Source organism: Streptococcus sp. HMSC056C01 (assembly GCF_001811305.1).
In the GTDB taxonomy this organism is placed as follows: domain Bacteria; phylum Bacillota; class Bacilli; order Lactobacillales; family Streptococcaceae; genus Streptococcus.
Window position 1 is genome coordinate 93,388 of the sequence record NZ_KV804207.1, and the last position, 25,278, is coordinate 118,665.

Genomic DNA, 25,278 nt, shown 5'->3' on the forward strand with positions numbered 1-25,278 from the left:
TTTTAGCTTAGCTCACCTTATTTATAGGAAAATATGGTAAAATAGAACAGATAAATAATCATCATTTCACGAAAGGATACCAGATGAAAATTACGCAAGAAGAGGTAACTCACGTTGCCAATCTTTCAAAATTAAAATTCTCAGAAGAAGAAACTGCTGAGTTTGCGACAACCTTGTCTAAGATTGTTGATATGGTCGAATTGCTCGGTGAAGTCGACACTACTGGTGTTGAACCAACGACTACCATGGCAGATCGTAAGACCGTTCTTCGCCCAGACATAGCCGAAGAAGGAACTGACCGTGATCGCTTATTTAAAAATGTACCTGAAAAAGATAACTACTATATCAAGGTACCAGCTATCCTGGATGATGGAGGAGATGCCTAATGACTTTTAACAATAAAACGATTGAAGAGTTGCACAATCTCCTTGTATCTAAGGAAATTTCTGCAACCGAACTAACGCAAGCAACCATTGAAGATATCAAGGCGCGTGAAGAGGCTATCAATGCCTTTGTCACTATCGCTGAAGATCAAGCTCTTGCTCAAGCTAAAGTTATTGACGAAACTGGAATTGACGCTGACAATGTCCTTTCAGGAATTCCGCTAGCTGTTAAGGATAACATCTCTACAGACGGTATCCTAACAACTGCAGCCTCAAAAATGCTCTACAACTACGAGCCAATCTTTGATGCGACAGCTGTTGCCAATGCAAAATCTAAGGGCATGATCGTTGTTGGAAAAACTAACATGGACGAGTTTGCCATGGGTGGATCAGGTGAGACTTCTTACTACGGTGCTACTAAAAATGCTTGGGACCACAGCAAGGTTCCTGGTGGATCATCAAGTGGTTCAGCTGCAGCTGTAGCTTCTGGACAAGTCCGTTTATCACTTGGTTCTGATACTGGTGGTTCTATCCGCCAACCTGCTGCCTTTAACGGGATTGTTGGTCTCAAACCAACTTACGGAACAGTTTCACGTTTCGGTCTCATTGCCTTTGGTAGCTCATTAGACCAAATTGGTCCTTTTGCACCAACTGTTAAGGAAAATGCCCTCTTACTAAACACTATTGCCAGCGAAGATGCAAAAGACTCTACTTCTGCTCCAGTCCGAATTGCTGACTTTACTTCAAAAATCGGTCAAGACATTAAGGGCATGAAAATTGCTTTGCCTAAGGAATACCTTGGCGAAGGGATTGACCCAGAAGTTAAGGAAACTATCCTCAACGCCGCTAAGCACTTTGAAAAACTTGGTGCTATCGTTGAAGAAGTGAGCCTTCCTCACTCTAAATACGGTGTGGCAGTCTACTACATCATCGCTTCATCAGAAGCTTCATCAAACTTACAACGTTTTGACGGTATCCGCTATGGTTTCCGTGCTGAAGACGCTAAAAACTTGGACGAGATTTACGTTAATACTCGCAGCCAAGGATTTGGTGATGAAGTGAAACGTCGTATCATGCTTGGAACTTTCAGCCTTTCATCAGGTTATTACGATGCTTACTACAAGAAGGCTGGTCAAGTTCGTACCCTCATCATCCAAGATTTTGAAAAAGTCTTTGCAGATTACGATCTCATCCTTGGTCCAACAGCTCCAAGCGTGGCCTTTGATTTGGATTCACTCAACCACGATCCAGTTGCCATGTACTTGGCTGACCTCTTGACCATCCCAGTCAACTTGGCTGGACTTCCAGGAATTTCAATTCCTGCAGGATTTGCCCAAGGTTTACCTGTCGGGCTCCAATTGATTGGTCCTAAATACTCAGAAGAGACTATCTACCAAGCTGCTGCTGCTTTTGAAGCAACAACAGACTACCACAAGCAACAACCCGTGATTTTTGGAGGTGATAACTAATGAACTTTGAAACAGTCATTGGACTTGAAGTCCACGTAGAGCTTAACACCAATTCAAAAATCTTCTCACCTACTTCTGCCCACTTCGGAAATGACCAAAATGCCAATACTAACGTGATTGACTGGTCTTTCCCTGGCGTACTGCCAGTTCTCAATAAAGGTGTTGTCGATGCTGGTATCAAGGCTGCACTCGCTCTTAACATGGACATCCATAAGAAGATGCACTTTGATCGCAAAAACTACTTCTATCCTGATAATCCCAAAGCCTATCAAATTTCTCAATTTGATGAGCCAATTGGTTACAATGGATGGATTGAAGTGGAACTAGAAGACGGAACAACTAAGAAAATCGGTATCGAGCGTGCTCACCTAGAGGAAGACGCTGGTAAGAACACCCACGGTACAGATGGTTTCTCTTATGTCGACCTTAATCGTCAAGGCGTGCCATTGATTGAGATTGTATCTGAAGCCGACATGCGCTCACCAGAAGAAGCCTACGCTTATCTAACAGCCCTCAAGGAAGTTATCCAGTATGCTGGTATTTCTGACGTTAAGATGGAAGAAGGTTCCATGCGTGTGGATGCCAACATCTCGCTTCGTCCTTATGGTCAAGAGAAATTTGGTACCAAAACTGAGTTGAAAAACCTCAACTCCTTCTCAAACGTTCGTAAAGGTCTTGAGTACGAAGTGCAACGTCAGGCTGAAATCCTTCGTTCAGGTGGTCAAATCCGCCAAGAAACACGCCGTTATGACGAAGCGAACAAGGCAACTATCCTCATGCGTGTCAAGGAAGGGGCTGCAGACTACCGCTACTTCCCAGAGCCAGACCTACCACTCTTTGAAATCTCTGATGAGTGGATTGAGGAAATGCGTACTGAATTGCCAGAGTTTCCAAAAGAACGCCGTGCTCGCTACGTATCTCAACTTGGTCTATCAGACTACGATGCTATCCAGCTGACTGCCAATAAAGTCACTTCTGATTTCTTTGAAAAAGCTGTCGCCCTCGGTGGTGATGCTAAACAAGTTTCTAACTGGCTCCAAGGTGAAGTCGCTCAATTCTTGAACGCCGAAGGTAAGACACTGGAACAAATCGAATTGACACCTGAAAACTTGGTTGAAATGATTGCTATCATCGAAGACGGTACTATCTCGTCTAAGATTGCCAAGAAAGTCTTTGTTCACCTAGCTAAAAATGGTGGTGGAGCGCGTGAATACGTTGAAAAAGCAGGTTTAGTTCAAATCTCAGATCCCGATGTCTTGATTCCAATCATCCACCAAGTCTTTGCGGATAACGAAGCCGCTGTTGCCGACTTCAAGTCAGGAAAACGTAACGCTGACAAGGCCTTCACAGGATTCCTCATGAAAGCAACCAAGGGTCAAGCCAACCCACAAGTAGCCCTTAAACTACTTGCCCAAGAATTGGCTAAGTTGAAAAACGATCAATAATCAATCTCAATATAACTGTCACAAGTTGATGAAATCAGTCATTGCTTGATGCCTTGCACTTTGTACTCACATAGTTAGGAGACATATGAAAAAGTTATATACTCTTCTCGCAACTTGTTTATTGTTGTTCTTCTTCACACCATTTAACTCAATTGATGCTGGCGTTGGCCATTCGCGAAGTGGTAGCTCTAGCCGAAGTAGTTCAAGAAGTAGCAGCCGCAGTAGCTCAAGTCGTAGCTCCTCTTATAGAAGTAGCAATCGCTCTGGAAGCAGCTCCTCTAGTTCAGGTGGCTCTTTAGGTACTGGTATGAACATGCTTATCATGTTTGGTGTCGGAGGATTCTTACTCTACATGTTCATCAAATATCTAAACGACCTGAATTCATCTTCTGGCAAGTCTTACGGTAGTTCAACTGGATATAATCCACCTAGCCATCGCCGAGTAGAACACAACACACTAGCTGTTAGTCGTATCAAATATGGTGATCCAAACTTTGATGCTGATGCCTTCGCTTCATGGGTTAAAGAAGTCTATATTCAGTTACAGGCAGCCTGGACTAAAAAGGATTGGAATTTGGTTCGTTCTCTCGAAAGTACTAGTCTCTATTCCCAACATAGTACTCAACTCGAAGATCATATTCGGGCAAAAACAACCAATGTTTTAGAAAAAGTCTATGTTGAAAATATCCGCATCAAAGATTTCTATGAAAATCCTGATGGTAACGATACCCTTGTTGTTATCTTGTCATCTACACTCAGAGACTATGTTATCGATGATGAGACTCGTAAGGTTATCGAAGGAGACCCTCAACAAGATCTATTTACAGTTTATCAAATGAACTTTATCCGCAAACATGGTAGCCAAACCGAAAACAATGTTCAAGATGAGGCTGTTAGCGACCACTGTCCAAACTGTGGCGCTCCACTTAAAATCTCAGCTATTAGCCAATGTGAATACTGCGGAGCTGATCTCACACGTAGTCCAAACCAATGGGTACTCGATACCTACGATGTTGTGGATGAAGACGAACTTTATAATTAGGAGGAAATTATGGGATTTATTCGTGCCGCCCTATCTTCAGGGCTTAATAGTTTCAACGATAGCAAATTTAAAGAAGCTATCGTACTTCCAAACAACCTAACAGCCGATGCTTTGGCCATTAAAGGCCAACTTCTTTCAAAAGATCCAGATGGTAAATCTAGACAAAGCAATCAAAACACTGGACTACTAACAGATGGTAGTGTCGTTATTGTTCCTCAAGGCTATGTCGCTATTCTAGTGAACAACGGTACCTTCCTTGGAGATGTCTTAGAAGCTGGTAGCCACGAATGGCGTTCAGGAGATAATGCCTGGCTTCTTGAAAAAGGTGGCCTAAAGGGTACTTGGGAAAACTTCAAAAACCGCTTCTCTTTTGGTGGTCAAGTCATTACCCAACAAGAAATCATCTTTATTCGTATGCAACCCGTTGCCGGAAATAAATTCGGTACGCAGAATGCTGTAGAATATTTCAGTGAACGTTATCAACAACTGCTCAACATCCGTTTCTATGGCTTGTTTGATATCAAAGTTGCTGATCCAGTCCTATTCTATGTTAGCTCCATCAGTCAACAAATTGAAGACCATAAAGCCTTTACATTACAAAATGTAGCTCAAGGAACACTCCGACAAAATATCGCACCAAAGATTGCCATTGCAATTGCTAAATTTACCAATGAAAACAAGGTAGATATCTATAGCCTTAATGCCAATCAAGATACTTTCAATGAGCTAGCTAAACAAGAAGTTAACAAGGTATGGGCTGGACTTTATGGGATTGAAACAACTAATATCCTACTTGAAGATTTAAGCTATGATCAAGAAAGCTTAGATATTGTCCGTAAACTCGATAGCGAGCTTGTCGCTATGAAGTACAATACGATTGAGATTGAAGAACGTCGTGCTCGTAATGAAGCTCTCATCGCTGCTGCTAACAATGAAGGCAATGGCAATGGTATGAACATGATTATGGGAATGAACCTAGGACAAACACTTGGTGGTCAACTCAACCAACAAGCCCAAACTCAAGCCCCTGTTCAAAATAACGGGCAAACTGCAAGCAAGAACTTTTACATCGAGGTAGACGGTAAGTATGTTCTCGTAACCAAAGATGAAGAAGGAAATATCGTACCAGTCAACTAATTCAAGCTCATCTGATATTTGAGAATTATTGCATTTTATGGTACAATAAAGAGTAAACTATTTATTAAAGAGGTAAAATCATGATTGAAGCAAGTAAACTAAAGGCTGGTATGACTTTTGAAACAGCTGAAGGAAAATTGATCCGTGTTTTGGAAGCTAGCCACCACAAACCAGGTAAAGGAAACACTATCATGCGTATGAAATTGCGTGATGTCCGCACTGGTTCAACTTTTGAAACAAGCTACCGCCCAGAAGAAAAATTTGAGCAAGCGATCATCGAAACAGTTCCAGCTCAATACTTGTACAAAATGGACGACACAGCTTACTTCATGAACACAGAAACTTATGACCAATACGAAATTCCTGTTGTGAATGTTGAAAACGAATTGCTTTACATCCTTGAAAACTCAGATGTAAAAATCCAATTCTACGGAACTGAAGTAATCGGTGTGACTGTACCAACTACTGTTGAATTGACAGTTGCTGAAACACAACCATCTATCAAAGGTGCTACTGTTACAGGTTCTGGTAAACCAGCAACAATGGAAACTGGTCTTGTCGTAAACGTTCCAGACTTCATCGAAGCAGGTCAAAAATTGATTATCAACACTGCAGAAGGAACTTACGTTTCTCGCGCCTAATCTCTAGAAACTAGAAAGAGGTCATTCTATGGGAATTGAAGAACAACTTGGCGAAATCGTCATCGCCCCACGTGTACTTGAAAAAATCATTGCTATTGCAACTGCGAAAGTTGAAGGCGTACACTCTTTTTCAAACAAATCAGTATCTGACACCCTTTCAAAACTTTCTCTTGGTCGTGGCGTATATCTAAAAGAAGCAAACGATGAGCTCACAGCTGATATCTACCTCTACCTAGAGTACGGTGTCAAAGTTCCTAAGGTTGCTATGGCTATCCAGAAAGCTGTTAAGGATGCTGTCCGTAACATGGCTGATGTTGAAATCTCTGCTGTCAACATTCACGTTGCAGGTATCGTTCCAGATAAAACACCAAAACCAGAATTGAAAGACTTATTCGACGAGGACTTCCTCAATGACTAGTCCATTATTAGAATCTAGACGTGAACTACGTAAGTGTGCCTTCCAAGCCTTGATGAGTCTTGAATTTGGTTCAGATCTAGAAACTGCTTGTCGCTTCGCCTACACACATGATCGCGAAGATACAGACGTACAACTTCCTAACTTCCTTGTAGAGCTCGTTTCTGGTGTCCAAGCTAAAAAGGATGATCTGGACAAACAAATCACACAACATTTGAAAACTGGTTGGACCATCGATCGTCTGACTTTGGTAGAAAAGAATTTACTACGCCTAGGAGTTTTTGAAATCACTTCATTTGATACTCCTCAACTCGTAGCTGTTAACGAAGCTATTGAACTTGCTAAGAGCTTTTCAGATCAAAAGTCAGCCCGTTTCATCAATGGACTCCTCAGTCAATTTGTGACAGAAGAAGATTAAATAATATAGAAAAAGTGTTTGACTCAAATCAAACACTTTTTTACTTTCTACTTACTAACACTATCTAAAAAAACGATAATAGACATAATTATAAACAAAAATCCAGATGGGCTTGGCATAAGGGAGAAAGTTGAAAAAACTATGGCAAAGGATTGTGATTTTTAGATTCTTAGTCCAACGGTAGACAAGGGCAAAGAAGAGACCGCCTAAACTATAAATGATCAAACTGATGGGATCGCGATGGGAAAATACCAAATGACTGATTCCAAAGATAAGGGCTGATAAGATAACATCCAGATAATACTTGGAGTTTGGAAAGAAGGTATTCATGAAATACCCTCTAAAAACTATCTCCTCCAATATAGGTGCGACGACTACTATTAAACTAAACTTAAGAATAGTTGATAGAAAAGTTGGTTGTCCATTGGAGTATAGGACCGAAAGAAGGTCTTGAAAGATATACTTATTGTCAGTTAAGTGGTGAAATCGTAAGTCAAAAGCATCCACCAACTGACGAAGACAATAAATAGCTACTAGACTGATTACAAGGAAAAAGAGAGTTGACCAACTCCAAGCATTTTTTTCAAAAATGTATAGCATCTTTTTCTTTTTGAGCCAATAGATAAATAATCCTAAAAGAGCTAGTTGCTTTACTGCTAAAATAATAGAATAGCCATCTATCCCCCATCCTAAAAACTTAGTCAGATGCACAACTCCTAACTCTGGTAGATAAACTGATAAAAATACCAGTAAGATAAAGACTCCCAAATGCCCTAGTTTTTTCATACTCACTCCTAAAAAATTACCTTGATGGAGGAAAAGAATAACAACCCCCTATTCACTTTATCAGTTATATACTGACCAAGCACAGCATAAAATCTATAAAAGCTTAGTCTATTTCCTGTAGCACTTATAGATTATCATTCCTTATTATATAATATACATCTTTTTTTATGACTCTCAGTTCCATTTCCTCAACTGTCAATTTTTAATCCTGAAATGAATTTTTGAGAGAAACCAAAAAGCTAGAACCTTTTTTAGCTCTAGCTGTCTTTTTAATATTTTCTAAAGCGTTGATAACGCTCTTCCAAAAGTTTCTCCGACGGTAATTGTTTTAATTGTTCAATTTCTGTTTGAAGTTCATTTTTCACACGAGCTAGTAGCTCTTTGGCAGAGAGACCTCTCTCTGAAATAACCTTATCAACGACTTCCATCTCCAAAAGTTCATGGGAAGTGATTTTCATCAACTCAGCTGCTTCCATGGCACGCGTGCCATCTTTCCACAAGATAGAAGCAAAGCCTTCAGGACTAAGAACTGCATAGATAGAGTTTTCTAGCATCCAAACACGGTCAGCCACTGCTAGAGCTAGAGCTCCACCAGAGCCACCTTCTCCTATAATAATGGCGATAATGGGCACCTTAAGATCGCTCATCTCCATGAGGTTACGAGCAATAGCTTCACCTTGACCACGCTCCTCTGCTCCGACACCAGGATAGGCACCAGCCGTGTTGATAAAGGTTACAACAGGACGACCAAACTTTTCTGCTTGCTTCATCAAACGAAGGGCTTTTCGGTAACCTTCAGGATGAGGTTGACCAAAGTTACGGTTAAGATTATCTTGTAAACTTTTACCTTTTTGGATTCCAACAACAGTCACTGCTTGGTCTCCCAACCAACCGATACCACCAATAATAGCACCATCATCACGGAAGGAGCGGTCCCCATGCAGTTCAATAAAATCATCAAAAATTCCTGTTGCGAAGTCCAAGGCTGTTAGGCGAGTTTGTTCACGAGCTTCTCTAACGATTTTCGCAATATTCATCAACTCTCCCTCCTATGTAGTCTTACCAATCGAGCAATCGTATCTGGCAATTCTCGCCGTTTAATAATTGCATCTACAAAACCATGTTCCAGTAAAAACTCTGCTTTCTGGAAGTCTTCTGGTAGGTCTTCTCTTACTGTATTTTCAATCACACGGCGTCCAGCAAAACCTACCAAACTTTGGGGTTCTGCCAAGATGATATCCCCTTCCATAGCGAAGGAAGCTGTTACTCCTCCAGTCGTCGGGTCTGTAAGGATTGTCAGATAAAAGAGACCTGCATTGGAATGACGTTTGACTGCGGCAGAGATTTTGGCCATCTGCATCAAGCTCATGATTCCTTCCTGCATGCGTGCTCCGCCAGAAGCTGTAAACAATACGACAGGTAATTTTTCAGCGGTCGCATATTCGAACAAGCGAGTGATTTTCTCACCAACAACTGTCCCCATTGACGCCATAATAAAGTTAGAATCCATGATGCCAAGGGCAACCTTCTCTCCCTTAATCAAAGCTGTTCCTGTTACAACAGCCTCATCAAGACCTGTCTTTTCACGCATCAAAGTCAATTTTTTACGATAGCCTGGAAAATTCAAAGGATCCTGAGTCTCAATCCCTTTAAACATTTCCAAAAACGTACCCATATCAATGGTTAAAGCTAAACGCTCTTGAGCTGAAATACGGAAGGTATAGCCACAGTGAGGGCATATACGCTCACTCCCCAAGTCCTTTTGGTAAATCGTATATTTACAACCTGGACATTGGGAGAAGAGCTCATCTGGAACCTCTGGCTTGATCTGAGGTTGATTTACAGTCGAACGATTGGGATTGATTCGAATATATTTATCTTTTTTACTAAATAGAGCCATACATCCCCCTTTTCAGTCTTATACTATTTTTATACTCAATGAAAATCAAAGAGCAAACTAGGAAGCTAGCCGCAGGTTGCTCAAAGCACTGCTTTGAGGTTGTAGATAAGACTGACGAAGTCAGTCACATATATAATCCAAGGCGAAGCTGACGCAGTTTGAAGAGATTTTCGAAGAGTATTACATTATTGTTTTTCTTGATAGTGTGGTAAGAAAGTTTCCATCAAGAATGAAGTATCGTAGTCCCCTGCTATCACGCGACGATCTGAAATCAAATCGAGTTGGAAATCAGCATTGGTGACAACCCCTTCAATTTCGAGTTCATAAAGAGCTCGTTGCATTTTCATGAGAGCATCAAAACGATTTTCGCCATGAACAATAATTTTAGCAATCATACTATCATAGTATGGCGGAATAGTATACCCTGGATAAACTGCAGAGTCAACACGCAATCCAACACCTCCACTTGGTAAATAGAGATTGGTAATCTTACCAGGACTTGGTGCAAATTTAAAGGCTGGGTTTTCTGCGTTGATACGGCACTCAATGGCATGTCCTTTTAGAACAATATCTTCTTGTTTCAAGGCCAATGGTTGACCTGCTGCAATACGGATTTGTTCCTTGACAATATCCACACCAGATACAAATTCGGTTACTGGGTGTTCCACTTGGACACGCGTATTCATCTCCATAAAGTAGAATTTCCCACTTGCTTCATCTAGTAGGAATTCAATAGTACCAGCATTTTCGTAGCCTACAGACTCCGCTGCACGAACAGCTGCAGCACCAATTTCATTACGAAGTGTTTTCCCGATAGCAATTGAAGGACTTTCTTCTAAAACTTTTTGGTTATTCCGTTGAAGCGAACAGTCACGCTCACCTAGGTGAATAACATGACCCATCTGGTCAGCAAGAATCTGTACTTCAATATGTCGAGCAGGATAAATCACACGCTCTAGGTACATAGCTCCATTACCAAAGTTGGCTTTAGCTTCACTAGAGGCTGTTTCAAAGGCTGAAACAAGATCTTCTGCTTTTTCAACCTTACGAATCCCTTTACCACCACCTCCAGCTGAAGCTTTCAGCATAACTGGATAACCAATTTTTTCGGCGATAGCGAGGGCCTCTTCTGCAGTATGGACTTCTCCATCTGAACCTGGAATGACGGGAACATTAGCCTTAATCATTTGAGCACGGGCGTTAATTTTATCCCCCATGATATCCATAACACGAGCTGATGGTCCGATAAATTTGATACCGACTTCTTCACACATGGTTGCAAATTTGGAATTTTCACTTAAAAAACCAAATCCAGGGTGAATGGCTTCAGCTTCAGTCAAGACCGCAGCTGAAAGGATAGCATTGATGTTCAGATAAGATTCTGTAGCCTTTCCAGGGCCGATACAGATAGCCTCATCAGCCAAAAGCGTGTGGAGAGCTTCCTTGTCAGCAGTTGAATAAACAGCAACTGTGGCAATTCCTAATTCTCGTGCCGCACGAATAATACGAACAGCAATTTCACCACGATTGGCAATTAAAATCTTACGAAACATGGAAAACCTCCCTAGTTTCCAATAGCAAAGGTCAGAGTCCCGCTTGCTGCAAGCTTACCATCTACTTCTGCCTTCGCTTCTACTACGGCGATTGTGCCACGACGTTTGACAAAAGTTGCTGTCATGACAAGCTGATCACCAGGAACAACTTGTTTCTTAAACTTAACCTTATCCATACCAGCATAGAAGACAAGTTTCCCTTTGTTTTCAGGTTTAGACAATTCCAAAACACCTGCTGTCTGAGCCAAGGCTTCCATAATGAGGACTCCAGGCATAACTGGGTATTGAGGAAAATGACCATTGAAGAAAGGTTCGTTAATCGTTACATTTTTAATAGCAACGATTGTATCTTCGCTGACTTCCAAAACACGATCCACTAAGAGCATGGGATAGCGGTGAGGCAAAGCTTCTTTAATTCCTTGAATATCAATCATTTGATACGTACCAAGCCTTTCCCAAACTCAACCATTTTTTCATTTTCAACAAGAATTTCTGTTACGACACCGTCTTTAGGTGCTGGAATTTCGTTCATAACCTTCATAGCTTCAATGATGACCAAGGTTTGGCCTTTTTTAACAGTATCACCGACTGAAACAAAATTAGGTTTGTCTGGTCCCGCAGCCAAGTAAGCAACTCCGACAAGTGGGCTCTCTACTAGATCTCCTTCAGCTACAGATTCAGTAGCGCTTGTTTCTGAAACTACTTCTACAGCTGGTGTTGAAGTTAGAGCTTGAGGTGCTACTGTAGGTGCAGGTGCTGAAACAACTGGTTGAGGTGCTGGACTTGTTTCTGCAACAAGTTTTGCTTCATTCTTGCTGAAGAGTAACTCATCCGTTCCATTTTTATAAGAAAATTCTCTCAAGCTTGACTGGTCAAATTGTGCCATCAAGTCTTTGATTTCATTTAAATTCATCTTTACTTATTCTCCCAACGTTTGAAAGCAAGAACTGCATTATGCCCACCAAAACCAAAAGTGTTTGAGATAGCATAAGGAATTTCACGTTCCACGCCTTGTCCATAAATAACATTTGCTTCAATGTAGTCTGATAATTCTGTTGTTCCGGCTGTCATTGGTACATAGTTGTTACGGATTGCTTCAATTGTTGCAATGGCTTCAACTGCACCAGCTGCACCAAGCAAGTGTCCAGTAAATGACTTGGTTGAAGATACAGGTACTTCCTTACCAAGAACTGCTACGATAGCACCACTCTCCCCTTTTTCATTAGCAGGAGTTGATGTGCCATGAGCATTGACATAGGCTACTTGGTCTGGTGTAATCTCAGCTTCGTCCAAGGCAAGTTTGATAGCTTTAATAGCACCTTGGCCTTCTGGATGTGGTGAAGTCATATGGTAAGCGTCACAAGTGTTCCCGTAACCAACAACTTCAGCTAGGATAGTTGCTCCGCGTTTTTCAGCATGTTCTAAGCTCTCAAGAACCAACATCCCTGATCCTTCACCCATGACAAATCCATTACGATCCTTATCAAATGGAATAGAAGCACGAGTTGGGTCCTCTGTTGTTGAAAGAGCTGTTAAGGCTTGGAAACCAGCAATGGCAAATGGAGTAATAGAAGATTCTGATCCACCAACTAGCATGATGTCTTGGAAACCAAATTTGATAGAACGGAAGGCATCTCCGATAGCATCATTTGATGAAGCACAAGCTGTATTGATAGATTTACAAATCCCATTTGCCCCAAAGCGCATAGCAACATTCCCTGCAGCCATATTTGGCAAGGCTTTTGGAAGTGTCAATGGTTTTACACGTTTTGGTCCCTTATCATGAAGTCGAAGCACTTGGTCTTCGATTTCTTTAATTCCACCGATACCTGATGCCACAATGACACCAAAGCGGTCTTTATCAAGTGCTTCAAGGTCAAGATTTGCATTGTTCACTGCTTCTTGAGCTGCATACAAGGCATACAAAGAATAGTCATCAAAACGGTTGGTATCTTTTTTAACAAAATATTTGTCAAAAGGAAAATCCTGAATTTCTGCCGCATTATGAACATCAAAAGCACTATGATCAAACTTAGTGATTTCACCGATTCCAATCTTTCCATTTTTAAGACTATTCCAAAATTCCTCTGGTGTGTTCCCAATCGGAGATGTTAATCCATAACCTGTTACTACTACTCGATTTAGTTTCATTTTTATACCTCTATTTTAACTCTTATTGCATGGTAAGTCCACCATCAATTGCAATGACTTGTCCCGTTAGATAATCTTGGCTTGCAAGAAAGGCTGTGACCTCTGCCACTTGCTCAGCTTGACCAAATTGTTTCATCGGAATTTGTGCTAGCATGGCATCTTTTACCTTATCAGATAGGACTGCAGTCATATCTGATTCGATCATTCCTGGTGCAATGGCATTGACACGTACATTACGGTTGGCTACCTCACGTGCTACTGATTTGGTAAATCCAATCAAACCGGCCTTGGAAGCAGCGTAATTTGCTTGACCGATATTTCCCATCAAACCAACGACACTAGACATATTGATGATAGCACCTTCGCGAGCTTTTATCATCGGTTTTAAGACTGATTGTGTCATATTGAAGGCACCTGTCAAATTGACTTTTAAAACCTTCTCAAAATCTTCTTCTGTCATCTTAAGCATGAGAGTGTCTTGAGTAATCCCAGCATTATTAACGAGGACATCAACTGAACCCAGCTCTTCAATGGCTTGGTCCACCATACGCTTTGCGTCCGCAAAATCAGAAACGTCACCAGAAATAGCAAGGACCTTCACTCCGTATGGTTTAAATTCGGCTAGAAGCTCCTCGGAGATTTCACCACGACTATTCAAGACAACATTGGCTCCCAAGCTGGCAAATTTATGAGCAATGGCAAGACCAATTCCTCGACTTGAGCCTGTAATAAAGACATTTTTCTGTTCTAGTTTCATTTTTCTCCTTTCAGAACTTCTACCAGTTTGGTCTAATTTTCTAAGAGTGCTTGTAAACTTGCTTGATCTTCCACATGAGCAAGTTGAGCTGTTTTATCAATCTTTTTGACGAATCCTGACAAAACTTTACCAGGTCCAATCTCGATAAAACGAGTGACACCCGCTTCTTGCATGACTGCAATACTTTCATAAAAACGAACGGGTTCCTTAACTTGACGAGTCAGGAGTTCAGCAATTCGTTCTTTTTCCACGACCTTTGCTTCTGTATTGCCAACAAGTGGACAAGCAAAGTCACTAAACTCAACATCTTCTAGGGCTTGAGATAATTTTTGACTAGCAGGTTCCAATAAAGCTGTATGGAAAGGACCAGAAACATTGAGCGGAATCAAGCGTTTTGCTCCTGCCTCTTGCAAAAGTTCAACTGCACGATCTACCGCCACTACCTCACCACCAATAACAATTTGACTCGGCGTATTGTAGTTAGCTGGAGTTACAACACCAAGTTTAGAGGCTTCTTGACAAGCTTTTTCAATTACTTCAACCGGTGTATTAAGCACAGCTACCATTTTCCCTGATCCTGCTGGTGCCGCTTCTTCCATATAAGCTCCACGTTTAGCAACTAGAGCCACTGCATCTTCAAAATCCAAGGCACCACTAGCTACCAGGGCAGAATATTCTCCAAGAGACAAACCTGCCACCATATCAGGCTGATAACCTTTCTCCTTTAGTAGTCGGTAAATAGCAACGGACGTAGCTAAAATAGCTGGTTGCGTGTAACGAGTCTGATTTAGCTTTGTTTCATCATTATCAATCAAGTCACGAAGGTCATACCCCAAGACTTGGCTAGCTTGGTCGATTGTTTCCTTGACGATAGCATATTGGTCGTATAGCTCACGTCCCATTCCTAGGTACTGGGCTCCTTGACCTGCAAATAGAAAGGCTGTTTTAGTCATTTCTTGTAACTCCTGCCCAACGAGCAGCTTCTGCTTGAATCTTTTCAGCTGCACCGTAGTAAATATCTTTTAAGATTTCTTCAACAGTTTCTTCTTTCGAAACTAGACCTGCAATCTGACCAGCCATCACTGAACCGCCATCCACATCACCATGGACAACAGCCTTAGCTAAGGCTCCTGCGCCCATTTGTTCAAAGATTTCTAAATCTGGATTTTCTTGTTTGAAGGCGTCTTTTTCAGCTTGCTCGAAATCACGAGTCAATTTGTTTTTAATGGCACGAACTGCGTGTCCAAAATGTTGTGCTGAGATCGTTGTGTCGATATCACGAGCTTTTAAAATTTTAGCTTTATAGTTTGGATGAGCATTTGATTCTTTAGCAACTACAAAACGAGTTCCAACCTGAACAGCCTCTGCACCAAGCATAAATCCAGCTGCAGCACCTTCACCATCAGCAATCCCTCCTGCAGCAATAACAGGAATAGATACAGCCGCAGCAACCTGGCGCACCAAGGTCATGGTTGTTAATTTCCCGATGTGTCCACCAGCTTCCATACCTTCAGCAATGACGGCATCCGCTCCAATTTTTTCCATGCGTTTAGCCAAAGCCACGCTAGGTACTACAGGAATAACGGTGATTCCTGCTTCATGGAATCGTTCCATATATTTACTTGGATTCCCTGCACCAGTTGTGACTACCTTAACTCCTTCTTCAATCACAAGGTCCACAATATCATCAACAAATGGAGACAGAAGCATAATGTTGACACCAAAAGGTTTGTCTGTTAATGATTTAATCTTATCAATATTAGCCTTAACCACTTCTTTAGGAGCATTTCCTCCACCAATGATACCGAGACCACCTGCTTTTGAAACAGCTCCAGCAAGGTCACCATCTGCAACCCAGGCCATTCCACCTTGGAAGATCGGATATTTAATATTCAATAATTCTGTAATACGTGTTTTCATAGTGCCTCCGTATGTCTTGCTTACGTAATAGTTCGACTACATTATAATTTGACAGTCAAACTATTACCTAAACAAGAGGGAGCGGGTTCCCCCTACTCCTTCTTCATTTATTTTAATTATTTTGTTTGCTCTTCAACGTAAGCAACCAAGTCACCAACTGTTTTCAAGTTGTCTTCAGCTTCGATTTGGATATCAAAAGCATCTTCAATTTCTGAGATCACTTGGAACAAGTCCAATGAATCTGCATCCAAATCATCAAAAGTAGATTCAAGTGTTACTTCTGATGCATCTTTTCCAAGTTCTTCAACGATAATTTCTTGTACTTTTTCAAATACTGCCATGATAGACTCCTTTAAAATAAATAGTTTTTATAACAATGTGTTCACCACATGATTACCTAAATTGTAACAATAAGCGTGCCCCATGTCAAACCTCCACCGAAGCCTGACAAGAGAATATTTTGGCTACCATCCAAACGAATGAGCCCTTCCTCTACACACTCTGAAAGTAGGATCGGAATACTTGCCGCACTGGTATTTCCATACCTAGTCATATTGGCAGGAAGCTTGTCTCGATCTACACCGATCTTTCTAGCCATCTTATCTAGAATGCGGATATTAGCTTGATGAAGCAAGAGATAATCTAGTTCATCTGCCGACAGAGGACTCTCTTCTATAGTATTTTTTATAGACTTAGCAACATCTCGAATCGCAAAATCAAAAACTGCTCGACCATCCATTCTCAAGAAAGCATCGGGCTTTTCTTGATTTGAAAATGGCGAAGTTAAACCAGTCTGCCCATATGTCAAACACTCACTTCGCGAACCATCGCTATTGAGACTCTCCGCTAGAAAATGTGGCTCTTCGCTTGCTTCTAACAAGATGCCCCCAGCTCCATCTCCAAATAGGACAGCAGTTGAGCGATCTGACCAGTCTAAAGCTTTTGACATGGTTTCACTTCCGATGACCAGACCCTTACGATAAACTCCTGAAGAGATGAACTTCTCTGCAGTTGATAGAGCAAAGATAAATCCACTACAGGCAGCTGTTAAGTCATAGGCAAAAGCCTTGTGAGCACCGATTTTAGCCTGAACACGAGCGGCTGTTGAAGGCATCATCGAGTCAGGTGTCATCGTAGCTAGAATGATAAAATCTAACTCTTCAGCAGAAATCCCTGACTTCTCTAGGAGTTGTTTTGCAACTGCCGTTGCCAAATCTCCTGTTGATTCTGTCTTAGAAATGCGACGTTCCTTAATCCCAGTTCGACTTGAGATCCATTCATCACTCGTATCCATGACCTGAGCCAAGTCTTCGTTAGTGATAATCTGCTCTGGAGCATAATGAGCGACCTGGCTTATTTTTGCAAAAGCCATTACTTCAAATCCTCCAAAAAGTGATAAAGATTAGTCAACCCTTTTCCCATAACTTCAATCTCTTCAGGACTCATGCCCTCGATAATTCTTTCGACCATGGCCTTGTGGAAACGTTTATGAAGACGATGTATGAGTCGACCTTTCTTGGTCAAATGCAGATGTACTACACGACGATCTTGATCTGAACGGATACGTTCGATGTATCCTTTTCTCTCCAAATTGTTTAAACTCGTTGTCACAGTCCCTAGAGTTACCATCAACTCTTTGGAAACTTGACTCGGAGTCACTTCTGGATACTTACCGATAACATCAATCGTGTGCATTTCTTTGATAGAGATATCCTTGAAACGACTACCTCGCAAACTTACTTCCTCGATTACTAGGACGTTGTTAAAAATTGATGTTAAATAGTCATTGACTTGTTGGTAGTCCATTTCTCTTCCCTCCTTTATCAAAAAAGTTTAACTATCAAAACATTTGACAAAAAAAGTATATCAAACTTCAAAGAATTATGCAAGTATTTTTTTATTTTCCGATAAATTTTGGACGTCGTCTTTCAGAATGTGCACGAACACCTTCTTTAAAATCTTCCGTATAAGATAGAGATTTTTGCAATTCCAGTTCTAGCTGTGCATACTCGTGCCACTGCTTAAACTCGCTTTCCCAGACTAACTTCTTAATAGCAGCATAAGAGTTAGAGGAGCCTCTTCTCAACTTCTTCAACAGTTGTTCTCTTGTCTTTTCCAGCTGATCACTAGCACACAGACGATAGACAGCTCCAGCTTCCAGTGCTTTTTCTGCTGTGAAAGCTTCTCCAATCATAGCTAATTGCGTTGCCCGAGTCGCACCTAGTGATCGTGTCAGCAAGAATAAGCCACCCGCATCAGGAGCTAAGCCCACACCTACAAATGCCTGGATGAATTTAGCTTTGTCAGAAGCAATACAGAAATCAACTGCTAAGGCCATATTGGCCGCAGCTCCAGCAACTGCTCCATCCACCTCCATAATGACTGGTTTAGGAATTTGTTTAATCTTATAGGAAATCGTATTTACCAACTCCGCAATTTGGGTAAGGGAGGCAATATCATCCTCATCGACTGCACGTTTCATTTCTACTAAATCCCCTCCAACGGAGAAGACTTTGCCAGCAGCATTGATGAGAATAAACGAAACCGAAGCATCTTTTTCAGCCAATTCCAATGCTTCTAGAATTTCTTGACACATAGGAATATGAAAACCATTGGCCACCTCAGGACGATTTAAAGTTAGTATAGCTAAATCGTCTTGAACTTGATAGAGAATATGATTCATAGGCACTCCTTTTAATTTACAACGAAGAATAAATTATTTTATTTTCAAATTATATCTTTTTCTGACTTTTTAAACAAGAGAAAAATCGACCGAAAGTGTCTCGGCCGATTTTAAAATCTTAGTTTGGCCTCTAAAAATACAGGAAAACCAGTACTTGTATTATCCATGAAATCATAAATCACTTCAAGCATTCGTCCTCCTTCTCTCTGATAAAGCTGTTCTTTGTTGGAGCCTTTATAGTAGAATTCTCCTGAAATCATGTAAAAAATACGATTTGGATCTTCTAGGTAGGCAAAAAGATTTCCTGTAAAAGGAGCTTCCTTATCCCCGTCCTTGGTGACCAGACTTGTAGCTAAGAGTTTCGTGACTCCTCTAAATTGTCCACTTTCATCTGTTCGACAATAAAACTTGACTCTAGCTTCATAGTCAGGGTTGACGATAATCTTTTCAGAGAGAATTCGATAGGTCCTTGCCTTACTATCTGACAAGCCGATAGATAAGATAATTTTAGCCCTCTCAACTGAAATCTGACCTTCCTGAGCATATTCCATTGCTAATTCTTCTCCGGTCAAACGACCACTGGGAAGAGGTTGAGAACTTGCTCCGATATTTGTAGGAATCATCACGAAGGTAAGGACTAGTAAGATTAAACAAACTACTCTTTTAATCATCTTCCCCCAACTCCTTTCATTAGAAGAGTCTTTCCTCCTACACCTTTATTATAAGCTTTCCTGATGAGACTTTCAAACAAGTATATAGGTAATTTTCCAGATTGAAAAAAGCCCCTCTTTCTGCTATAATCGTATAAAATACTTACTTTAGGAGTTCTTATGAAGGTTGTTAAATTTGGTGGAAGCTCGCTTGCCTCTGCTAGTCAGTTAGAAAAAGTTTTAAATATTGTCAAAAGTGATCCAGAACGTCGTTTTGTGGTTGTATCTGCACCTGGTAAGCGCAATTCTGAAGATACTAAGGTTACAGATGCCTTGATTAAATACTACCGCGACTATGTAGCTGGAAATGACATTAGCAAAAGCCAAAACTGGATTATTGATCGCTATGCTGCTATGGTTAGCGAATTAGGTCTTAAACCAGCTGTTTTAGACAAAATTTCAAAAAGCATTCGCTCCCTAGCTACTCTTCCAATTGAAGATAATAAGTTCCTCTATGATACCTTCCTAGCAGCTGGAGAAAATAATAATGCCAAGTTGATTGCAGCCTACTTCAACCAAAATGGCTTGGAGGCGCGTTATGTTCATCCTAGAGAAGCTGGTATCGTCGTTACGAGCGAACCTGGAAATGCGCGAATCATCCCATCAAGTTATGATAAAATCGAGGAATTGACAAATTCAACTGAAGTTCTTGTTATCCCTGGTTTCTTCGGTGTTACGAAAGAAGATCAAATTTGTACCTTCTCACGTGGGGGTTCAGACATTACTGGTTCCATCATCGCTGCTGGTGTCAAGGCTGACCTCTATGAAAACTTTACTGATGTAGATGGAATCTTTGCAGCTCACCCTGGTATTATCCATAAGCCACACTCTATCCCTGAATTGACCTACCGTGAAATGCGTGAATTGGCCTATGCTGGATTCTCTGTACTACACGATGAAGCACTTCTACCTGCCTACCGTGGGAAAATTCCTCTTGTCATTAAAAATACCAACAATCCAGACCACCCAGGTACTCGCATCGTTCTGAAACACAGCAGTGATGAATTCCCAGTAGTGGGGATTGCTGGGGATTCTGGCTTTGTCAGCATTAATATGTCTAAATATTTGATGAACCGCGAAATCGGTTTTGGTCGTAAAGTTCTTCAGATTCTTGAGGACCTTAATATTGGTTGGGAACATATGCCAACTGGTATCGATGACCTGTCTATCATTTTACGTTCACGAGAATTGACTCCGATCAAGGAAGAAGAAATCCTTCGTCAGTTAGTCCAAAAAGCAGAGGTAGACCACGCTGAAATCGAACACGATCTCTCTATCATTATGATTGTTGGGGAAAAAATGAAGCGTCATATCGGGGTAACTGCTACAGCCACTCGTGCCTTATCTGAGAACAACATCAACATCCAAATGATGTCACAAGGTTCTAGTGAAGTTTCTATCATGTTTGTTGTCCATAAAGACCAAGAAAAAGCCGCTCTTAAAGCTCTCTATCAAGCATTTTTCGGTGAAAATAAGGAAGACTAAACATGGCACAATCCCTCAACAAGGTCGTCGACTTGCAAACAACTGGAATTTCCTATCTCTCCATTACAGGAAAGGTTGGAAAATTTCTGGTAGGAGACCATGCGCTAGAATTTTACGCAGACCGTAATGTCGAGGACTATATTCAAATTCCATGGTCCAGCGTTAACCAAATTGGAGCCAATGTTTCAGGTCGCAAGGTTAGTCGGCATTTTGAAGTCTTTACAGATCAAGGAAAATTTCTCTTTGCCTCAAAAGACTCTGGAAAAATCCTTAAGATTGCTCGTGAAAAATTGGGAAATGACAAGGTAGTCAAACTTCCTACCTTAGTCCAAATCATCGGTCGTAAAATCAAAAATCTATTTGCAAAAAAATAGAAAGTTTAGTATAATCATAGAAACGGATAAGTAGGTTACTTCCTTCTTTCAGAAAGTCTGCGGATGCTGCGAGCAGATAGAAGATTTAATTGAAATTCTACCGTTGTTTTAAATCAAATACAGAATCAAGTGCACACCTGTGAAGTTGGATGGAACCGTGGCCCTGCCACTCCAACGCTTTGTCAGGTGTGCTTTTTTCATAAAGGAGTTTATATGTTAGATATCAAACGTATTCGTACAGACTTTGATGCTGTCGCAGAAAAACTAGCTACACGTGGTGTAGATGCTACTATCTTGAACGAGATGAAAGAAATCGATGCCAAACGACGTGACATCTTGGTTAAGGTTGAAACCCTCAAGGCTGAACGTAACACAGTTTCTGCTGAGATTGCCCAAGCTAAACGTAACAAGGAAAATGCAGACGACAAGATTGCAGCTATGCAAACCCTCTCTGCCGAGGTAAAAGCTCTTGATGCTGAATTGGCAGAAATCGATGCGAAATTGACTGAATTTACTACTACACTTCCAAATATCCCAGCTGATAGCGTGCCTATCGGTGCAGACGAAGATGATAACGTAGAAGTTCGCCGTTGGGGAACTCCTCGCAAGTTCGACTTTGAACCAAAAGCTCACTGGGATCTAGGTGAAGATCTTGGTATTCTTGACTGGGAACGTGGTGGAAAGGTAACTGGAGCGCGCTTCCTCTTCTATAAAGGACTTGGGGCTCGTTTGGAACGTGCTATCTACAACTTTATGTTGGATGAGCATGGAAAAGAAGGTTACACTGAAGTCATCACACCTTACATGGTTAACCATGATTCTATGTTTGGTACTGGTCAATATCCAAAATTCAAAGAAGATACATTTGAATTGAAAGATACGAACTACGTCCTCATTCCTACCGCTGAAGTTCCTCTGACTAACTACTACCGTGATGAAATTATCGATGGCAAAGATCTACCAATCTACTTTACTGCTATGAGTCCATCTTTCCGTTCAGAAGCTGGTTCTGCTGGTCGTGATACTCGTGGCTTGATTCGTTTGCACCAATTCCACAAGGTTGAAATGGTAAAATTTGCCAAACCAGAAGAATCTTACGAAGAATTGGAAAAAATGACAGCCAACGCTGAAAACATTCTTCAAAAACTAAACTTACCATACCGTGTAGTTGCTCTTTCTACAGGAGATATGGGCTTCTCAGCTGCTAAGACTTACGACTTGGAAGTTTGGATCCCAGCGCAAAATACCTACCGCGAGATCTCAAGCTGTTCAAATACTGAAGATTTCCAAGCACGTCGTGCCCAAATCCGTTACCGTGATGAAGCAGATGGTAAGGTTAAACTTCTACATACCTTGAACGGTTCTGGACTTGCCGTTGGACGTACTGTCGCTGCTATTCTTGAAAACTATCAAAACGAAGATGGTTCTGTTACTATTCCTGAAATCCTTCGTCCATACATGGGTGGAGCTGAAGTTATCAAACCATAATTAAATAGATGTAAAAAGAGGAGGCTGAGCTTCCTCTTTTTGAGTAATTCAAAAGAAACAGGTAGAAATCTTTCATTCTACCTGTTTTTATTTATTTCTTAGTAGCCACCCATCATTGATGGATCCATAGCTGGCGCTGGTGCAGCGGGTTCTGGTTTATTAGCCACAACGGCTTCTGTTGTTAGAATCAAGCTTGCTACTGAAGCTGCGTTCTGAAGGGCTGAACGGCTAACCTTAACAGGATCGATAATTCCTGCTTCAATCATGTTAACCCATTCACCTGTCGCAGCGTTGAAGCCGGTACCAAGCTCTGCATTTTTCAAACGATCAATAACAATTGAACCTTCATAACCTGCATTGTAAGCGATTTGACGTACAGGTTCTTCCAAGGCACGAAGAACAATGTTGCGTCCTGTTGCTTCATCACCTTCTAACTCCAAGGCAGCAACAGCAGAGATAACATTAACAAGGGCAGTACCACCACCGGCAACGATTCCTTCTTCAACAGCTGCGCGAGTCGCATTGAGGGCGTCTTCGATGCGGAGTTTCATTTCTTTCAATTCTGTCTCTGTTGCAGCACCGACCTTGATAACAGCAACTCCACCTGACAATTTAGCCAAGCGTTCTTGGAGTTTTTCACGGTCAAATTCTGAAGTTGTTGTTTCAATTTGAGACTTGATGACAGCGACACGGTTAGCAATTGCTTCAGGATTTCCTGCACCTTCAACAATGACTGTGCTATCTTTATCTACAGACACTTTAGCTGCTTGACCTAAAGCTTCGATGGTAGCATCTTTCAACTCAAGCCCAAGGTCTTCAGTAATAACGGTACCACCTGTCAAGATTGCGATATCTTCAAGCATAGCTTTACGACGGTCACCAAATCCAGGCGCCTTAACAGCAACGACGTTGAAAGTCCCACGAATCTTGTTCAAAACAAGAGTTGGAAGAGCTTCACCGTCAACGTCATCAGCAATAATCAAGAGTGGACGACTGCTTTGAAGAATGCTTTCTAGAAGTGGCAAGATTTCTTGGATATTTGAGATTTTCTTGTCAGTGATTAAGATGTATGGATTTTCAAGGTCTGCAACCATTTTTTCATTGTCAGTGACCATGTACTGTGATAGATAACCACGGTCAAATTGCATTCCTTCTACGACTTCAAGCTCTGTTTCCATACCACGTGACTCTTCAATGGTGATAACACCATCTTTACCAACTTTTTCCATGGCTTCAGAGATGTATTCACCAACTTTTTCAGAACGAGAGGATACTGCAGCAACCTGCGCAATAGCTTCTTTATTGGCTACTGGAATAGCATTGTTCTTCAAGGCTTCTACAGCTGCAGCAACCGCTGCTTCAATTCCACGACGGATACCGATTGGGTTTGCTCCAGCAGTAACGTTTTTGATTCCTTCTCGAACGATTGCTTGGGTCAAGACAGTTGCAGTAGTTGTTCCGTCACCAGCGATATCATTGGTTTTAGAAGCCACTTCTGACACCAATTTGGCACCCATATTTTCAAAATGGTCTTCTAGTTCGATTTCTTTAGCGATGGTTACACCGTCATTGGTAATCAATGGTGAGCCGAATGATTTTTCAAGAACGACGTTACGGCCTTTAGGTCCCAAGGTTACTTTAACAGTGTCAGCTAGGATATCAACACCGCGAACCATAGCTGAACGTGCATCAGATGAAAATTTAATGTCTTTTGCCATACTTACTTCCTCCTATTATTCTTCCACGATTGCTAAGATGTTAGCTTCACCAACGATGACATATTTTTCGTCACCATCTTTGACCTCAATACCTGCATGAGCTTCAACCAAAACCTGATCTCCAACTTTTACACTTGGGGCAACCAAATCACCGTTCAAGGTGCGAACACCTTGTCCAGTAGCCACTACTGTAGCTGTTTTCGTTTCTTCTTGGGCTGATTTTGCGAGGACAAAGCCTCCGACTGTTTGTTCTTTTTCTTCAATTTTCAAGACCACGCGGTCTCCTAATGGTTTCAACATCTGCTTTCCTCCATAACATAATCATATTGTTAGCACTCTTTACGAACGAGTGCTAAACCATAGTTCTATTGTATCACTTAGTCAGAAATAGTCAAGAAAAAACACCTCAAAATGAATGAGATGTTCCTTTAATACTAATTGAGAATCGTCAATTTTTGATTGAAATCATTGATAACCTTTTGGAGATTGATCCGTCCTCGATAGATACCATATCCAAAAACCACCATTCCCAATATTCCAACCAAGGCAAGTAAAATTCCGAAAATTAAGATTGGGAGGAAGCTTTTATGAAAGAGATAAATTAAGACCATACCTATACTGGCAATGATAAAGAGTAAGCTAAACCAACGGCCAAGATTTTCAATCATATGACGTTGATACTTAATTTCTGTTTCATATCCATTAACAAGTTCTTGTTTTGTAACCATGAGGATTCTCCTGACAAAAATTGAGAATGAAGGGTAAGAGAAGGAGGTTAGTCTACTTCATTCTCAAAATTTTCT

Annotated in this window: 29 protein-coding genes; 11 read left to right on the forward strand and 18 right to left on the reverse strand. The window is 41.2% G+C overall.

Annotated elements, in window-relative coordinates; genetic code table 11:
* The first annotated feature begins 83 nt into the window (after positions 1-83).
* The 8 genes from gatC (at position 84) to nusB (ending at position 6,950) form a co-directional block, all read left to right on the forward strand.
* Positions 84-386, forward strand: a complete 303-nt coding sequence (gatC, locus tag HMPREF2795_RS06415; protein WP_060955336.1) for an Asp-tRNA(Asn)/Glu-tRNA(Gln) amidotransferase subunit GatC — start codon at positions 84-86, stop codon at positions 384-386.
* Positions 386-1,852, forward strand: a complete 1,467-nt coding sequence (gene gatA / locus HMPREF2795_RS06420) for an Asp-tRNA(Asn)/Glu-tRNA(Gln) amidotransferase subunit GatA (RefSeq protein ID WP_075228486.1) — start codon at positions 386-388, stop codon at positions 1,850-1,852. Before gatC ends, gatA begins: the two co-directional genes overlap by 1 nt.
* Positions 1,852-3,297 carry an Asp-tRNA(Asn)/Glu-tRNA(Gln) amidotransferase subunit GatB gene (gene gatB, locus HMPREF2795_RS06425; protein WP_075228487.1) on the forward strand — a complete coding sequence of 482 codons (1,446 nt, stop codon included), beginning with the start codon at positions 1,852-1,854 and terminating at the stop codon, positions 3,295-3,297. Before gatA ends, gatB begins: the two co-directional genes overlap by 1 nt.
* Positions 3,298-3,382: 85 nt before the next feature.
* Positions 3,383-4,339: a zinc-ribbon domain-containing transport protein gene (locus HMPREF2795_RS06430; RefSeq protein WP_075228488.1), complete on the forward strand. Its 957-nt coding sequence runs from the start codon at positions 3,383-3,385 to the stop codon at positions 4,337-4,339.
* A 9-nt stretch (positions 4,340-4,348) separates the two neighbouring features.
* Entirely contained in the window at positions 4,349-5,476 is a 1,128-nt protein-coding gene (locus tag HMPREF2795_RS06435) for an SPFH domain-containing protein (RefSeq protein WP_045763690.1), read from the forward strand.
* Between the two features lie 80 nt (positions 5,477-5,556).
* Positions 5,557-6,117 (forward strand): elongation factor P, encoded by a 561-nt coding sequence (gene efp, locus HMPREF2795_RS06440; RefSeq protein WP_000568646.1) that lies wholly within the window; start codon positions 5,557-5,559, stop codon positions 6,115-6,117.
* 28 nt (positions 6,118-6,145) lie between these two features.
* Positions 6,146-6,535: an Asp23/Gls24 family envelope stress response protein gene (locus HMPREF2795_RS06445; protein WP_049503061.1), complete on the forward strand. Its 390-nt coding sequence runs from the start codon at positions 6,146-6,148 to the stop codon at positions 6,533-6,535.
* The gene (gene nusB / locus HMPREF2795_RS06450; protein WP_049503062.1) at positions 6,528-6,950 is read left to right on the forward strand and encodes a transcription antitermination factor NusB; all 423 of its coding nucleotides are present in this window, start codon (positions 6,528-6,530) and stop codon (positions 6,948-6,950) included. The genes HMPREF2795_RS06445 and nusB overlap by 8 nt, the downstream gene beginning before the upstream one ends.
* Before the next feature lie 60 nt (positions 6,951-7,010).
* Here nusB and HMPREF2795_RS06455 read toward each other — a convergent pair whose 3' ends face one another.
* The 15 genes from HMPREF2795_RS06455 to HMPREF2795_RS06525 all read right to left on the reverse strand — a co-directional run bounded on the left by HMPREF2795_RS06455 (position 7,011) and on the right by HMPREF2795_RS06525 (position 19,371).
* Positions 7,011-7,736: a CPBP family intramembrane glutamic endopeptidase gene (locus tag HMPREF2795_RS06455; RefSeq protein ID WP_075228489.1), complete on the reverse strand. Its 726-nt coding sequence runs from the start codon at positions 7,734-7,736 to the stop codon at positions 7,011-7,013.
* Between the two features lie 269 nt (positions 7,737-8,005).
* The gene (locus HMPREF2795_RS06460; RefSeq protein WP_075228490.1) at positions 8,006-8,773 is read right to left on the reverse strand and encodes an acetyl-CoA carboxylase carboxyl transferase subunit alpha; all 768 of its coding nucleotides are present in this window, start codon (positions 8,771-8,773) and stop codon (positions 8,006-8,008) included.
* Positions 8,773-9,636 (reverse strand): acetyl-CoA carboxylase, carboxyltransferase subunit beta, encoded by an 864-nt coding sequence (accD, locus tag HMPREF2795_RS06465; RefSeq protein WP_049503080.1) that lies wholly within the window; start codon positions 9,634-9,636, stop codon positions 8,773-8,775. The genes HMPREF2795_RS06460 and accD overlap by 1 nt, the downstream gene beginning before the upstream one ends.
* A gap of 185 nt (positions 9,637-9,821) precedes the next feature.
* Positions 9,822-11,189 carry an acetyl-CoA carboxylase biotin carboxylase subunit gene (gene accC / locus HMPREF2795_RS06470; RefSeq protein ID WP_075228491.1) on the reverse strand — a complete coding sequence of 456 codons (1,368 nt, stop codon included), beginning with the start codon at positions 11,187-11,189 and terminating at the stop codon, positions 9,822-9,824.
* A gap of 11 nt (positions 11,190-11,200) precedes the next feature.
* Positions 11,201-11,623: a 3-hydroxyacyl-ACP dehydratase FabZ gene (fabZ, locus tag HMPREF2795_RS06475; RefSeq protein WP_000565515.1), complete on the reverse strand. Its 423-nt coding sequence runs from the start codon at positions 11,621-11,623 to the stop codon at positions 11,201-11,203.
* Positions 11,620-12,102 (reverse strand): acetyl-CoA carboxylase biotin carboxyl carrier protein, encoded by a 483-nt coding sequence (gene accB, locus HMPREF2795_RS06480; protein WP_075228492.1) that lies wholly within the window; start codon positions 12,100-12,102, stop codon positions 11,620-11,622. The genes fabZ and accB overlap by 4 nt, the downstream gene beginning before the upstream one ends.
* 2 nt (positions 12,103-12,104) lie before the next feature.
* Positions 12,105-13,340 (reverse strand): beta-ketoacyl-ACP synthase II, encoded by a 1,236-nt coding sequence (gene fabF, locus HMPREF2795_RS06485; RefSeq protein WP_070460154.1) that lies wholly within the window; start codon positions 13,338-13,340, stop codon positions 12,105-12,107.
* Between the two features lie 22 nt (positions 13,341-13,362).
* Entirely contained in the window at positions 13,363-14,097 is a 735-nt protein-coding gene (fabG, locus tag HMPREF2795_RS06490) for a 3-oxoacyl-[acyl-carrier-protein] reductase (protein ID WP_049527070.1), read from the reverse strand.
* Positions 14,098-14,129: 32 nt separating this feature from the next.
* Positions 14,130-15,050 carry an ACP S-malonyltransferase gene (fabD, locus tag HMPREF2795_RS06495; protein ID WP_075228493.1) on the reverse strand — a complete coding sequence of 307 codons (921 nt, stop codon included), beginning with the start codon at positions 15,048-15,050 and terminating at the stop codon, positions 14,130-14,132.
* Positions 15,043-16,017: an enoyl-[acyl-carrier-protein] reductase FabK gene (fabK, locus tag HMPREF2795_RS06500; protein WP_045763680.1), complete on the reverse strand. Its 975-nt coding sequence runs from the start codon at positions 16,015-16,017 to the stop codon at positions 15,043-15,045. Before fabK ends, fabD begins: the two co-directional genes overlap by 8 nt.
* Before the next feature lie 116 nt (positions 16,018-16,133).
* Positions 16,134-16,358, reverse strand: a complete 225-nt coding sequence (locus tag HMPREF2795_RS06505) for an acyl carrier protein (RefSeq protein WP_000257840.1) — start codon at positions 16,356-16,358, stop codon at positions 16,134-16,136.
* Between the two features lie 56 nt (positions 16,359-16,414).
* Positions 16,415-17,389 (reverse strand): beta-ketoacyl-ACP synthase III, encoded by a 975-nt coding sequence (locus HMPREF2795_RS06510; protein ID WP_075228494.1) that lies wholly within the window; start codon positions 17,387-17,389, stop codon positions 16,415-16,417.
* Positions 17,389-17,823 carry a fatty acid biosynthesis transcriptional regulator FabT gene (locus tag HMPREF2795_RS06515; RefSeq protein ID WP_075228495.1) on the reverse strand — a complete coding sequence of 145 codons (435 nt, stop codon included), beginning with the start codon at positions 17,821-17,823 and terminating at the stop codon, positions 17,389-17,391. Before HMPREF2795_RS06515 ends, HMPREF2795_RS06510 begins: the two co-directional genes overlap by 1 nt.
* A 91-nt stretch (positions 17,824-17,914) precedes the next feature.
* Positions 17,915-18,700: an enoyl-CoA hydratase gene (locus HMPREF2795_RS06520; RefSeq protein WP_075228496.1), complete on the reverse strand. Its 786-nt coding sequence runs from the start codon at positions 18,698-18,700 to the stop codon at positions 17,915-17,917.
* A gap of 110 nt (positions 18,701-18,810) precedes the next feature.
* Entirely contained in the window at positions 18,811-19,371 is a 561-nt protein-coding gene (locus HMPREF2795_RS06525; protein WP_075228497.1) for a hypothetical protein, read from the reverse strand.
* Between the two features lie 159 nt (positions 19,372-19,530).
* On the opposite strand from HMPREF2795_RS06525, the gene HMPREF2795_RS06530 reads away from it, so the two are divergent.
* The 3 genes from HMPREF2795_RS06530 (at position 19,531) to serS (ending at position 22,757) form a co-directional block, all read left to right on the forward strand.
* On the forward strand, positions 19,531-20,895 hold the full coding sequence (locus HMPREF2795_RS06530; protein WP_075228498.1) for an aspartate kinase: 1,365 nt from the start codon (positions 19,531-19,533) through the stop codon (positions 20,893-20,895).
* A 2-nt stretch (positions 20,896-20,897) separates the two neighbouring features.
* Positions 20,898-21,269 (forward strand): DUF956 family protein, encoded by a 372-nt coding sequence (locus HMPREF2795_RS06535; RefSeq protein ID WP_075228499.1) that lies wholly within the window; start codon positions 20,898-20,900, stop codon positions 21,267-21,269.
* 213 nt (positions 21,270-21,482) lie between these two features.
* A complete protein-coding gene (gene serS / locus HMPREF2795_RS06540; RefSeq protein ID WP_075228500.1) occupies positions 21,483-22,757 on the forward strand; it encodes a serine--tRNA ligase in 1,275 nt (424 codons plus the stop codon).
* 98 nt (positions 22,758-22,855) lie between these two features.
* Here the strand turns inward: serS and groL are convergent, their stop codons facing one another.
* The 3 genes from groL to HMPREF2795_RS06555 form a co-directional block, all read right to left on the reverse strand.
* On the reverse strand, positions 22,856-24,475 hold the full coding sequence (gene groL, locus HMPREF2795_RS06545; RefSeq protein WP_075228501.1) for a chaperonin GroEL: 1,620 nt from the start codon (positions 24,473-24,475) through the stop codon (positions 22,856-22,858).
* Positions 24,476-24,490: 15 nt separating this feature from the next.
* Positions 24,491-24,775 carry a co-chaperone GroES gene (gene groES, locus HMPREF2795_RS06550; RefSeq protein ID WP_049530110.1) on the reverse strand — a complete coding sequence of 95 codons (285 nt, stop codon included), beginning with the start codon at positions 24,773-24,775 and terminating at the stop codon, positions 24,491-24,493.
* Positions 24,776-24,909: 134 nt separating this feature from the next.
* Positions 24,910-25,203, reverse strand: a complete 294-nt coding sequence (locus HMPREF2795_RS06555) for a hypothetical protein (RefSeq protein ID WP_000256767.1) — start codon at positions 25,201-25,203, stop codon at positions 24,910-24,912.
* Positions 25,204-25,278 lie beyond the last annotated feature (75 nt).

Excerpts from the sequence above, each read along its gene's own strand:
- groES (WP_049530110.1), bottom strand. The coding sequence starts at position 24,775 with ATGTTGAAACCATTAGGAGACCGCGTGGTCTTGAAAATTGAAGAAAAA.
- HMPREF2795_RS06515 (WP_075228495.1), bottom strand. The coding sequence starts at position 17,823 with ATGGACTACCAACAAGTCAATGACTATTTAACATCAATTTTTAACAAC.
- efp (WP_000568646.1), top strand. The coding sequence starts at position 5,557 with ATGATTGAAGCAAGTAAACTAAAGGCTGGTATGACTTTTGAAACAGCT.
- HMPREF2795_RS06505 (WP_000257840.1), bottom strand. The coding sequence starts at position 16,358 with ATGGCAGTATTTGAAAAAGTACAAGAAATTATCGTTGAAGAACTTGGA.
- gatB (WP_075228487.1), top strand. The coding sequence starts at position 1,852 with ATGAACTTTGAAACAGTCATTGGACTTGAAGTCCACGTAGAGCTTAAC.
- fabD (WP_075228493.1), bottom strand. The coding sequence starts at position 15,050 with ATGACTAAAACAGCCTTTCTATTTGCAGGTCAAGGAGCCCAGTACCTA.
- accB (WP_075228492.1), bottom strand. The coding sequence starts at position 12,102 with ATGAATTTAAATGAAATCAAAGACTTGATGGCACAATTTGACCAGTCA.
- serS (WP_075228500.1), top strand. The coding sequence starts at position 21,483 with ATGTTAGATATCAAACGTATTCGTACAGACTTTGATGCTGTCGCAGAA.
- accD (WP_049503080.1), bottom strand. The coding sequence starts at position 9,636 with ATGGCTCTATTTAGTAAAAAAGATAAATATATTCGAATCAATCCCAAT.
- HMPREF2795_RS06530 (WP_075228498.1), top strand. The coding sequence starts at position 19,531 with ATGAAGGTTGTTAAATTTGGTGGAAGCTCGCTTGCCTCTGCTAGTCAG.
- gatA (WP_075228486.1), top strand. The coding sequence starts at position 386 with ATGACTTTTAACAATAAAACGATTGAAGAGTTGCACAATCTCCTTGTA.
- HMPREF2795_RS06430 (WP_075228488.1), top strand. The coding sequence starts at position 3,383 with ATGAAAAAGTTATATACTCTTCTCGCAACTTGTTTATTGTTGTTCTTC.
- HMPREF2795_RS06445 (WP_049503061.1), top strand. The coding sequence starts at position 6,146 with ATGGGAATTGAAGAACAACTTGGCGAAATCGTCATCGCCCCACGTGTA.
- HMPREF2795_RS06435 (WP_045763690.1), top strand. The coding sequence starts at position 4,349 with ATGGGATTTATTCGTGCCGCCCTATCTTCAGGGCTTAATAGTTTCAAC.
- HMPREF2795_RS06555 (WP_000256767.1), bottom strand. The coding sequence starts at position 25,203 with ATGGTTACAAAACAAGAACTTGTTAATGGATATGAAACAGAAATTAAG.
- fabZ (WP_000565515.1), bottom strand. The coding sequence starts at position 11,623 with ATGATTGATATTCAAGGAATTAAAGAAGCTTTGCCTCACCGCTATCCC.
- HMPREF2795_RS06455 (WP_075228489.1), bottom strand. The coding sequence starts at position 7,736 with ATGAAAAAACTAGGGCATTTGGGAGTCTTTATCTTACTGGTATTTTTA.
- nusB (WP_049503062.1), top strand. The coding sequence starts at position 6,528 with ATGACTAGTCCATTATTAGAATCTAGACGTGAACTACGTAAGTGTGCC.
- HMPREF2795_RS06460 (WP_075228490.1), bottom strand. The coding sequence starts at position 8,773 with ATGAATATTGCGAAAATCGTTAGAGAAGCTCGTGAACAAACTCGCCTA.
- HMPREF2795_RS06525 (WP_075228497.1), bottom strand. The coding sequence starts at position 19,371 with ATGATTAAAAGAGTAGTTTGTTTAATCTTACTAGTCCTTACCTTCGTG.
- fabF (WP_070460154.1), bottom strand. The coding sequence starts at position 13,340 with ATGAAACTAAATCGAGTAGTAGTAACAGGTTATGGATTAACATCTCCG.
- accC (WP_075228491.1), bottom strand. The coding sequence starts at position 11,189 with ATGTTTCGTAAGATTTTAATTGCCAATCGTGGTGAAATTGCTGTTCGT.
- groL (WP_075228501.1), bottom strand. The coding sequence starts at position 24,475 with ATGGCAAAAGACATTAAATTTTCATCTGATGCACGTTCAGCTATGGTT.
- fabK (WP_045763680.1), bottom strand. The coding sequence starts at position 16,017 with ATGAAAACACGTATTACAGAATTATTGAATATTAAATATCCGATCTTC.
- fabG (WP_049527070.1), bottom strand. The coding sequence starts at position 14,097 with ATGAAACTAGAACAGAAAAATGTCTTTATTACAGGCTCAAGTCGAGGA.
- HMPREF2795_RS06510 (WP_075228494.1), bottom strand. The coding sequence starts at position 17,389 with ATGGCTTTTGCAAAAATAAGCCAGGTCGCTCATTATGCTCCAGAGCAG.
- HMPREF2795_RS06520 (WP_075228496.1), bottom strand. The coding sequence starts at position 18,700 with ATGAATCATATTCTCTATCAAGTTCAAGACGATTTAGCTATACTAACT.
- HMPREF2795_RS06535 (WP_075228499.1), top strand. The coding sequence starts at position 20,898 with ATGGCACAATCCCTCAACAAGGTCGTCGACTTGCAAACAACTGGAATT.
- gatC (WP_060955336.1), top strand. The coding sequence starts at position 84 with ATGAAAATTACGCAAGAAGAGGTAACTCACGTTGCCAATCTTTCAAAA.